The following is a 9,947-nucleotide window of genomic DNA, read 5'->3' on the forward strand; positions in this document are numbered from 1 at the left end:
GGGTGCTTGTCAAGGCGGGAAAGATGCCTTGACAAGCACCCCCGAACCGCAGGGCGGCTTCGTATCGGGGTTGGGGGCGGGGTGGGTGCCTCCATGGGTGGGTGCGTCGGCTGCGGTTCGCGGTGGGCCGGGGCTAGCGCCCCAATGTGGCATTGGGTGCATGTGATGCACCGAATGCCGCGTTGGGTGCGTGGGATGCACCGAATGTGGCGTTGGGGCGCATCGAGGCGGCGAGCGAACGAGCGAACGAGCGGGTGGGCAAGCGGGTGGGGGTGGGCTGTGAAGGGCTCCTTGAGGGAATCTGATTCCGTGAAGGGGCCCCGCACAGACGGTGGTGGGTCGTGAGGGGAACCCTGCGGGAATCAGAGTCCCTCAGGGTTCCCCTCACGGCCGGCGGACGTGGCTGAGGGCGAGTGCTGCCAGGGCGGCGGCCTGGTCGCCGAGGACGCTGTCGTCGAAGACCGCGCGAGGGGAGTGGTTCATCTCCGCCGCATCTGGGGCGATCCCGTCCGGGGTGGTGCCCAGGAAAATGAACGCGCCGGGGACCTCGTTCAGCACCGCGGAAAAGCTCTCCGAAGCCATTACCGGGTTCTCCAGCGGGACAGCCCGTTCCGCGCCGAACAGATCACCGAGCACGGTCAACGCATGTGCCGCTGCCTTCGGGTCGTTTGTGGTGACTGGGTAGACCGACCGGAACTCCGTCTCCGCGCGGCAACCGAACGCCGACGCGATCCCGTCTGCCAGTGAGGGTAGTTCGCGGGCCAGGATCTCCACGCTCTCCGCGGACAGCGCGCGAATCGTCGCGCCGAGGGTCGCCTCGTCGGGGATGGCGTTGATGATCTCGCTCGCTTGCATTTTGGTCACCGACAGCACCACCGGATCGAACACCGGAAACCGTCGGGTCACATAGGTGTGCAGTGCCGAAATGATCTGTGCTGCAGCGGGAACCGGGTCCACTGCCTGATGGGGGCGCGAACCGTGTCCGCTTCGGCCGAGCACGCGTACGGACAGGCTGCTCGCCCCGGCCATGACCGAACCGGGACGGGTCGTGAATACGCCAGACTGGCCGGGCAGGACGTGAATGCCGTATGCGGCCTCGACGTCTGAAAGCACTCCCTCCTCGATTAACCGTTGTGCGCCGCCGCCTGCTTCCTCGCCTGGTTCGAACATGAAGACCACCGAGCCGGCGATCTCGTCTCGGCGGGCGCTCAAGAGCTTTGCCGCGCCGACGAGCGCGGCGGTGTGCAGGTCGTGGCCGCAGGCGTGCATCAAACCGGGAGTCTGCGAGGAGAACGGCAGTCCGGTCTCTTCCGTAACGCGCAGCGCGTCCATGTCCGCGCGCAGGAGAACCGACGGTCCGGGCCGCGCGCCGCGCAGGACTGCGACGATTGACGTGAAATCGTGCGGGCCGGGCGTTGCTTCCAGGTCGAGTGAGGCCATCGCGCTCAAGACCGCTCGCTGGGTATGGGGGAGGGCGAACCCGGCTTCGGGGCGGGGGTGGAGGGCGCGGCGGAGGGCGACCAGGTCGGACTGGAGGGCGGCGGAAGCGGCGAGGATCGAGGCGGAAACCGGCATGGGGCTCCTTAAGGGCAACGGTGCGTGCCGCGCTGGTGACCCCAGCGTCTAATGTCTACAATCAATATAGACGATGCCGGGTGTTCCAGGTTCCGGTGCGCCTCTAATCTGTCACTACGCGTGACCCGCGTCGGCGACGTCACCGGACCGAGAACTTCGGAGGATCCTTGCCGCAGATCACGAACACCGCTGCCGCCGTCCAGGTTGCTCGCGCGCTCGAGGACGAGATCGTCTCGGAGGGCTGGAGTGCTGGGCATTTCGTCGGGCGCCGTCAGGAGTTGATGGCGCGCTTCGGGGTTGCGCCGGCGACGCTGAGCGAGGCGATTCAGTTGCTGCGCGCCCGTGGCATCGTCGACGCGAAGCCTGGACCGGGCGGTGGGATCTTCGTTGCGACGCGTTCGCCGTTTACGCACCTGAGCGACCAGCTGCTGCAGTTGCGCGAGGGGAAGGCGACGGTGGAGAACTGTCTGCGGGTCCTGGACTCGCTCGACGGTTCGGTGCTGCACGACGCGGTCGAGAACGCGAGCGACGAGGACATCGCTGATATCTCAGCGTGTGCCGAGACGTTGAAGGCGGCCTGGGATTCCGCGGAGGCTCCGATGGCGATCTGGGCGCTGCACGCGCGGATCGCGCAGGTGTCGCCGAACGAGCTTTTGCGCAGTCTGTATACGAATCTGGTCGATTACATCATCGCCGCGCGGCTCGAGGGGGTCACCGCGCCGACCACGCAGGAGCGGTTGCGGACGCACCTCGACTTCGCCGAGGCGGTCGTGCGGCGCGACCACAAGCTCGCGGAGTCGGCGATTTCGCGGCATCGCCGTCCCGCGGTGGCGGCCCGGCCTTCCTGATCTTCGCAAGCCGGAGAACTGATGGATGTACACGCGCTCAGAATTATGTATATTCATTACAGTTAATCGTCCGGCTTGAGGAGGATGCATGCTGCTGGAGTTCCGCAGTGTGGTCGACCGCGTGCTCGCCGCCCCCGATCGCTCGTCCCGCGGTGCGCAGCCGCCGATCCGCTTGTCACAGAACGAAATGCCGTGGGCGCCCGCTGACGTCATCGTCGCCGCGATGACCGAGGCGGCGCGGAATGCCCACCGTTACCCCGATTACCACCGCACCGCGGCGCGCGCCGCCGTCGCGGAGGCGATGGGGCTGGACGCGGGGCGCATCGCGATCGACAACGGATCCGGCACTCTGCTGCACGCGCTCGCCCGGCTCGTCTGTGAACCTGGCGTGCACGGTGTGCGCCCGGCACCGTCCTTTGAGGCGTATGCGGCGGCGCTTTCGCTCGCCGGCGCGGAGTCCACAGAGGTCGGTCTCGACGCGAACGGCGCGATGGACCTCGACGCGATGCTCGCCGCGATCGGCCCGGAAACCCGCATTGTCTACCTCTGCAATCCCAACAACCCGACTGGCGGGTTCCGCGGGGTCGAGGATATCCGCGACTTCCTGAAAAGCGTCCCGTCGAGCGTGCTGGTTGTTGTCGACGAGGCGTACCGCGAGTTCGTGTCTGCCGAACCGCTGGACGCGACTGTCGGATTGCTCGACGAGTTCGAGAATCTCGTGCTGCTGCGGACACTGTCCAAAGCGCACGGTTTGGCGGGAATCCGCGTCGGTTATGCCGCTGCGGCGCCGCGGATCGCGGAAGCGCTGCGCCGCACGTCCGTCGGGTTCGCGCTCAACAGCGTGGCCGAAGCGGCGGTCATCGCGGCGTTGAGCGCGGAAGGATTGGCTGTGGCGAAGGAAAGGACCGCCGTCATCGTCTCCGAGCGCGCTCGCGTCGAGGCGGCGTTGAAGGCGGCGAACGTCGCGTATGTGCCGAGTCAGGCGAATTTCCTTTTCCTGCCTGGGGACGCGGCCGATCTTCTGTCCCGTTTGGAGGCTCGCGGCGTGCTCGCCCGGCCGTTCCCGAAGGCGGGCGGGGCGCGCGTGACGATCGGGCTGCCCGAGGAAAACGACGCGGTGCTCGCCGCCCTTGTCTGATCAGCGGTTTCCTCCGACACCGTGTCGGAGGAAACCGGGAGGACTTCGGAGAGCCGCTCGATGAGCCGCCGCACCCGAGTTCTTACGCTAACCGGCAGGACGGACGGAGCGGTTCGTTCACGCGGCGGGTAACCGATCGCTCGCAGGAAGGAACGGTGCAGTGACCGAGCGCCTATTCGAGCACGACCGGCGGGCATCGATGCGCCGCTCGGTGACCGGCGGTGTGCTCAAAGCGACCCTGCTCGCCGGGCTCACGCTGATTTTCGTCTATCCGGTGGCGATGATCGTGCTCGGCGCCTTCCGCGACGGGCTGCCCTCGGACAACATGCCGTTCACGATGAGCGGCCTGCTCGCGGCGTTCGAGGCCCCGGAAACCTGGCACACGCTGTGGAACTCGATCGTGCTGGTCGTCGTGTGCGGCACGATCTCGGTGGCGGGCGGCGGGCTGTTCGCCTGGATCGCGGCCAACACCAACGTGCCCGGCCGCAAGCTGCTCACGCCGATCATGGTGATCAACCTGTTCGTCCCGCCGCTGTTCCACACCCTCGGCTGGATCATGCTCGGCAACGCGCAGAACGGCCTGCTCAACCAGCTCGGCCGCTCGCTCGGCACGCACGGGCCGCTGATCAACATCCAGGGCTGGGGCGGGCTGATCCTGCTGACGTCGCTCGGCTACATGCCGTTCGCGTACCTGCTGCTGCTCGGCGCGTTCAAGAACCGTGACCAGTCGCTCGACGAGGCCGCGGCGATCAGCGGCGCGGGAACGGTGCGGACGTTCTTCACCATCACCATCCCGTCGGTCGGCCCGGCGATCACCGGCGCGGCCCTGCTGATCGCGGTGCTGGTGTTCCAGTCGTTCGACGGACCGCAGCTGATCGGCCGCCAGGCGGGCATCTACGTCTTCTCCACGCAGATCTACCACTACGTCCGGGATGAGGCGCCAGCCGAGTACACCAAGGCGTTCGCGCTGTCGCTCGTGTTGATCCTGCTGGTGCTGCTGCTGTTCCTCGCCCAGCGCTGGATGCTGCGCGGCCGCAGCTTCACCACGCTCACCGGCAAGACGTCGCGCCGCGATCCGCAGGAGCTGGGCCCGGTCCGCTGGGTGCTGTCCGCGCTGATCGTCGTGGTGGTGCTGCTGAACTTCCTGCTGCCGCTGTTCGCGATGGTGCTCGGCAGCCTCCAGCCGATCTTCGGGGTGATGAGCACCGGGCTGACGCTGGACAACTACGTCACGATGCTCACCGACCCGCAGTTCAGCTCGAGCCTGGCGCTCACCGCGTGGCTCGCGGTCATCGGCGGCTTCGGCTCGATCGCGATCGCGCTGCTCACCACCTACGTCACCGCGCGGCGCCGGGGATTCCTGCGGAGCTACACCTCGTTCGCCGTCTGGATCCCGTGGGCGCTGCCCGGCGTCGTGCTCGGCCTCGCCTACATGTTCGCCGTGCTCTATCTCCCGGCCTTCCGCGGGCTCTACGGTTCGGCGTTCCTGATGACGCTCGTGCTGGTCGTCGCGACGATCCCGGTCTCCAGCCGGATCGCCGAGGGCGCGCTGGCCCAGCTGTCGCCCGAGCTGGAGGAGGCGGGCCGGATGTCCGGCGCGAGCGCGGGCCGGGTGCTGGTGACCATCGTGCTGCGCCTGGTCGTCCCGAGCTTCCTGGCGGGCTGGTTCCTCTCCGCGCTGTTCATCTCGGGCAACCTCGCCGTGCCGATGCTGCTGGCCCCGCCCGGCCTGGAACCCGTGTCGCTGACCGCGTTCCAGCAGTTCCTCACCGGCGAGATGTCCCGGGGCGCGGCGCTGTTCATGATCATCCTGATCGCCGCGTTCGTCGTGCTGGCGCTCGCCGCGGTGTCCGTCAAGCTCGGCGGCCGGATCCTCGGCCGCGACCGTTCCGCAGGCCCGCTCTCCCGTCTCACCCCCTGACCCGAGAGGAAGAACAATGAAGTTCTCCCGTACGAAACTGCGCGCACCGGCGCTGGCGCTCACCGCCGGCCTGCTCGCCGCGCTCACCGCCTGTGCGTCCGCGGGCGCGACCAAGTCGAGCACGCCGATCGAGGTCCCCGGAGCCTCCGCCTCGGCCAACAAGTACATGAACGAGCTGTACGACAAGGCGTTCTCGGCCAACCACACCCAGCTCGTGCTGTACGGGCCCGGGGTGACCGCGAACCAGGCGCTGAACGACGTGTTCACGAAGCGCTTCCCCGGGATCAAGCTGCTCCCGCAGGACCAGGCCGACGCGCAGATCCTCACCAAGCTCGACACCGAGGCACAGAGCGGAAACCGGATCGCGGACGTCTACGTCGGCGGCGAATCTCCGCAGGCGGCCGCGAAGCCGAACATCTGCAAGCCCGCGGACGTGCGCACCGCGGATCCCGGGTTCAAGGTCCCGACCGACAACGACGGCAGGCTCACCTACTTCGCGTTGCGCTACTTCGGTTTTGTCTACAACACCGACCAGGTGCAGAAGCAGGACGCGCCAAAGAACTGGCACGACCTGCTCGACCCGAAGTGGAAGGGCAAGATCGCGGTCGGCGACATGACCGTGCCCGGCGGCATCCGGTACATCCTCGAATCGCTGATGCTGCCCGAGAACGAGAAGAAGTGGGGCCGTTCCTACCTGGAGAAGCTGGCCGCGCAGGACCTGCAGATCTCGCAGTCCGAGCCGATGGTGCCCACCGACGTCGCCAGCGGCCGGTTCCCGGTCGGCATCGCCGTGTACCAGGGCTACTTCGAGGCGCAGAAGCAGAAGGGCGCGCCGATCGGCATGGTGTTCCCGCTGGAGGACGGCGGAAACTACATGGCGCGGTCCGCGCTGTGCTTGATCAAGGACGCGCCGGATTCCGACGCCGCGCAGCTGTACGTCAACTGGCTGTACTCGCCGGAGGGCCAGAAAGCCTTGGCGGAGAAGGACAACTCCTACGGCCGCACGCCGACCGCGCCCGGCCCGGCGGGGCTGCCGTCGCTGGACAAGCTGCCGCGGCTGCCGTTCTCGAACCCGGACCCCGCGTTCAACAAGCCCTACTTCGACTTCATCACCCAGGCCTTCAAGAAGTAACGCCTCGCCTCCCGGCCGAAGAGAAAGCGCAGGTCACGATGACCGAGGTCCAGGTATCCGGACTCACCAAGAAGTACGGCGCGAAGGCGGCGCTGCACGAACTGGATCTGACGATCGAGTCCGGGCAGTTCGTGACGCTGCTCGGCCCCTCGGGCTGCGGCAAGACGACGACGTTGCGCTGCCTGGCCGGGCTGGAGCGGCCGACCTCGGGCCGGATCGTCATGGGCGACCGGGTCGTCGTCGACACCGCGCGGCGCACGTTCGTGCCCGCGGACAAACGCCGGGTCGGGATGGTGTTCCAGAGCTATGCGCTTTGGCCGCACCTGAACGTCACGGACAACGTCGCGTACCCGCTGAAGGTCGCGCGGATGCCTGGCCGGGAGCGGGCGCAGCGGGTACAGGAAATGCTGGACGCGGTTGGCCTTTCCGACCTCGGGAAGCGCCCGGTCACCGCTTTGTCGGGCGGTCAGCAGCAGCGCGTGGCACTCGCGCGTGCGCTGGCCGCCCGGCCGGGGATCATCTTCTACGACGAGCCGCTGTCCAATTTGGACAGCAAACTGCGGTACCAGATGGGCCAGCAGGTGCGCTCGCTGCACAACCGGTTCGAGACGACGTCGGTCTACGTGACGCACGACCAGGAGGAAGCGATCACGCTGTCCGACCGGATCATCGTGATGAGCGAGGGCGTGATCGTCCAGTCCGGTACGCCGAGCGACCTTTACGACCGGCCGAATTCGGCTTATGTCGCGGACTTTATGGGATTTCAGAACATCCTTCCCGGGACCGTCACCGGTGTGCACGGGAAGACCGCTGAGGTGCGGGTGGATGACACCTCGCTGGTCTTCTCGGGGATCACGACCGGTGATGTTTCCGTGGGAGACCGGGCTGACATCGCGTTTCGTGCGGCGCATGCCCGGCTGTCTTCGGACGGTTCTGGTTTGGGCCGATTCCAGGGAACCGTTGAGCGCACTACCTATCTCGGCAGTGCCGTCAACCTTCTTGTGCGTGCGGACGGTCTCCCGATGCGGGTGCGGACCGAAACGGCTGAGCTGTCCGCGGAATCCGTCCCGACCGCTGGGGAGGAACACGCTTTCGCGGTGAGCCCGGACCGTGCTGTCGTCATTCCGCATGAGAACGCGGCTCCCGCTGACGACGACTACCTGACCACGATGACCGATGCCGCCGTCGCGCCCCGCTGACGCCGGACGAAGGGAAGAATCCGTGCCCTTGAATACGCCGCGTTCCGACGGGCCTCGGATCCGGGAACTCGCCGAGATCGGCGGGCGCACCGACACTCGGGACGTCCTCGCCCACGCGACCAAACAGGCCGAGCGGGAGTACGACGACTACTTCATCGTCGACATCGACGCGCACGTCTCGGAGGATCACTTCTGGGGCGAGGTGCTGGAACTCATCGACAACGATGTGTGGCGGCAGATCGGGATGGACCAGTTCGGCAAGTTCGCTGGGAACAACGCGTTGCTGAACATCCAGCCTGGTATGTCGCATCAGAGCGTCGGCGGACGGATCGGGCATCAGGGGCGCAAGGAGCCGCTCGACGGAGTGTCCGGGCATCCGTTCGTTGCCGCTGCTCGGCGCGGCATGGACGCGATGGGGCTGGACTACCAGGTCGTGTTTCCGAGTGCGATGCTGCTGTTGGGCATGCATCCGCAGGACGAAGTCGAGGTCGTGCTGGGGCGGGCTTTCAACCGGTGGCTGACTGAAGTTGTTCTGCCGCAGGATGATCGGCTCAAGGGGATGTTGTACTTGCCGTACAACACGCCTGAGGTATGCGAAGAGCTGGTCGAGAAGTATGCCGATGACGATGGGATCATCGGGTATACGGTTTGTTCGACGCGCAACAACCCGGTCCATTCGGATGTCTATACTCGGCTGTACAAGCTGATCGAGGACAGCGGGAAGCCGCTCGCGTTCCACTCTGGGTATCACTGGGGCGATCCGTCTTTCGCCCAGTTGAACCGGTTCCTGTCGATGCATGCGTTGTCTTTTACGCATTACAACCAGATTCATGTGACTAACTGGATCATCAACGCCATGCCGGAGCGGTTCCCTCGGCTGAAGATGGTGTGGGTCGAGAGCGGGCTGGCTTGGATCCCGTTCCTCATGCAGCGGCTTGATCATGAGGTGTTGATGCGGCCTAGCGAGGCTCCTGGGTTGAATCGGTTGCCTAGTGAGTACATGAAGGATATGTGGTATACGAGCCAGCCGATGGAGCGGACCAGCATGGAGTTGCTGGAGGCCGGGATGAAGGCGTTCAACGCGGAGACGCAGTTGTTGTATTCTTCGGATTGGCCGCATTGGGACTGGGACGCGCCTTCGACTATTACGCGGCTGCCGTTTTTGTCTGAGCAGGCTAAGCGGAACATTCTCGGTCTCAACGCGGCTCGCGTCTTCAATCTGCCTACTGACCGCCGGAAGCCCGCTGCGCGCAGTGTGCTCCACGACCGTCCTGGGGTTTCGTGATGGCGACCTCTGAACTGACTTCGCTGGTTTCCCGGTTGGGTGAGCTGACGACTGGGATTGTCTCGGAGGACCGGGCTGCTGCGGTCGCTGACGAAGAGATCGCGGATTTGTTGTACGCGGCGGCTCGGCTGTTCTCTGCCAAGACTGATCGGGTGGGGAAGATCGCGTGGCCGATTCGTGAGGATGCGCTTACTGCGACGGAGACTGTTGTTTTGGTGACTGCGTTGCTGGATGCGGCGGATGTGAACCTTTTCGACATGGCGATCTGGTATCGGAGGGCCGAATGAGCGCTGTGCAGCGGGATGTCGTTGTTGCTCGGCTGGCGGATCTCCAGGCGCGCGAACGGATCGTGGTGGAGGTTGACGGGCTGGAAGTGGGGCTTTACTTCCATGCCGGGGAGGTGCGGGCTTGGCATAACGTGTGCCCGCATCAGGGTGGGCCGGTTTGTCAGGGGAAGATCATGCCCCGGACCATTCAGCCGGTTCGGGAGGATCGGAAGAGTGCCGGGCCTGCGTTTCATCCGGCTGATCGGAATATTGTTTGTCCTTGGCATGGGTTTGAGTTCGATATTTTGACGGGGCGGCATCCGGCGGATGGTCGGGTGGGGTTGCGGGGGGTTCCGGTTCGGGTGGTGGGGGATGAGGTTGTGGTGACTCTCTGAGGTGGTGTGGGCGGCTCGTCGCCTGGCGGCGACATTGCGCCCTGCGAGGGGGCCACCACCCCGAAGTTTCATTGTCACTACGGCGCGGGGGGGGGGTTAGAAGGGGGGGAAGATTACATTAAAAAAACCCCACACGCCCGGATAGAGGTGCAATAGGTAAAGGGGAGTTAGGGAGGAGAGGAGAGGAT

Annotated in this window: 9 protein-coding genes; 8 read left to right on the forward strand and 1 reads right to left on the reverse strand. The window is 65.9% G+C overall.

Features of this window, described 5'->3' with window-relative positions; translation table 11 throughout:
- Positions 1 to 384 precede the first annotated feature (384 nt).
- The gene (locus tag ABZX37_RS48635; protein ID WP_354751142.1) at positions 385 to 1,575 is read right to left on the reverse strand and encodes a M20 family metallopeptidase; all 1,191 of its coding nucleotides are present in this window, start codon (positions 1,573 to 1,575) and stop codon (positions 385 to 387) included.
- Between the two features lie 167 nt (positions 1,576 to 1,742).
- Between ABZX37_RS48635 and ABZX37_RS48640 the strand changes: the two genes are divergently transcribed.
- From ABZX37_RS48640 to ABZX37_RS48675, 8 genes are all read left to right on the forward strand, one after another.
- On the forward strand, positions 1,743 to 2,423 hold the full coding sequence (locus ABZX37_RS48640; protein WP_354751143.1) for an FCD domain-containing protein: 681 nt from the start codon (positions 1,743 to 1,745) through the stop codon (positions 2,421 to 2,423).
- An 88-nt stretch (positions 2,424 to 2,511) separates the two neighbouring features.
- On the forward strand, positions 2,512 to 3,561 hold the full coding sequence (locus tag ABZX37_RS48645; RefSeq protein WP_354751144.1) for an aminotransferase class I/II-fold pyridoxal phosphate-dependent enzyme: 1,050 nt from the start codon (positions 2,512 to 2,514) through the stop codon (positions 3,559 to 3,561).
- A 160-nt stretch (positions 3,562 to 3,721) separates the two neighbouring features.
- Entirely contained in the window at positions 3,722 to 5,482 is a 1,761-nt protein-coding gene (locus tag ABZX37_RS48650; RefSeq protein WP_354751145.1) for an iron ABC transporter permease, read from the forward strand.
- A gap of 16 nt (positions 5,483 to 5,498) precedes the next feature.
- The gene (locus ABZX37_RS48655) at positions 5,499 to 6,614 is read left to right on the forward strand and encodes an extracellular solute-binding protein (protein ID WP_354751146.1); all 1,116 of its coding nucleotides are present in this window, start codon (positions 5,499 to 5,501) and stop codon (positions 6,612 to 6,614) included.
- 38 nt (positions 6,615 to 6,652) lie between these two features.
- Positions 6,653 to 7,813 (forward strand): ABC transporter ATP-binding protein, encoded by a 1,161-nt coding sequence (locus ABZX37_RS48660; protein WP_354751147.1) that lies wholly within the window; start codon positions 6,653 to 6,655, stop codon positions 7,811 to 7,813.
- Positions 7,814 to 7,835: 22 nt separating this feature from the next.
- Positions 7,836 to 9,098, forward strand: coding sequence for an amidohydrolase family protein (locus ABZX37_RS48665; RefSeq protein WP_354751148.1), 1,263 nt, complete (start codon positions 7,836 to 7,838; stop codon positions 9,096 to 9,098).
- Positions 9,098 to 9,385, forward strand: coding sequence for a hypothetical protein (locus ABZX37_RS48670; RefSeq protein ID WP_354751149.1), 288 nt, complete (start codon positions 9,098 to 9,100; stop codon positions 9,383 to 9,385). Before ABZX37_RS48665 ends, ABZX37_RS48670 begins: the two co-directional genes overlap by 1 nt.
- Positions 9,382 to 9,759: a Rieske 2Fe-2S domain-containing protein gene (locus tag ABZX37_RS48675; RefSeq protein ID WP_354751150.1), complete on the forward strand. Its 378-nt coding sequence runs from the start codon at positions 9,382 to 9,384 to the stop codon at positions 9,757 to 9,759. The genes ABZX37_RS48670 and ABZX37_RS48675 overlap by 4 nt, the downstream gene beginning before the upstream one ends.
- The last annotated feature ends 188 nt before the right edge of the window (positions 9,760 to 9,947 follow it).

This window comes from Amycolatopsis sp. NPDC004079, from assembly GCF_040610415.1.
In the GTDB taxonomy this organism is placed as follows: domain Bacteria; phylum Actinomycetota; class Actinomycetes; order Mycobacteriales; family Pseudonocardiaceae; genus Amycolatopsis; species Amycolatopsis halotolerans.

Coding starts and splice junctions, on each gene's coding strand:
- ABZX37_RS48670 (WP_354751149.1), top strand. CDS start 9,098: ATGGCGACCTCTGAACTGACTTCGCTGGTTTCCCGGTTGGGTGAGCTG.
- ABZX37_RS48645 (WP_354751144.1), top strand. CDS start 2,512: ATGCTGCTGGAGTTCCGCAGTGTGGTCGACCGCGTGCTCGCCGCCCCC.
- ABZX37_RS48675 (WP_354751150.1), top strand. CDS start 9,382: ATGAGCGCTGTGCAGCGGGATGTCGTTGTTGCTCGGCTGGCGGATCTC.
- ABZX37_RS48655 (WP_354751146.1), top strand. CDS start 5,499: ATGAAGTTCTCCCGTACGAAACTGCGCGCACCGGCGCTGGCGCTCACC.
- ABZX37_RS48635 (WP_354751142.1), bottom strand. CDS start 1,575: ATGCCGGTTTCCGCCTCGATCCTCGCCGCTTCCGCCGCCCTCCAGTCC.
- ABZX37_RS48660 (WP_354751147.1), top strand. CDS start 6,653: ATGACCGAGGTCCAGGTATCCGGACTCACCAAGAAGTACGGCGCGAAG.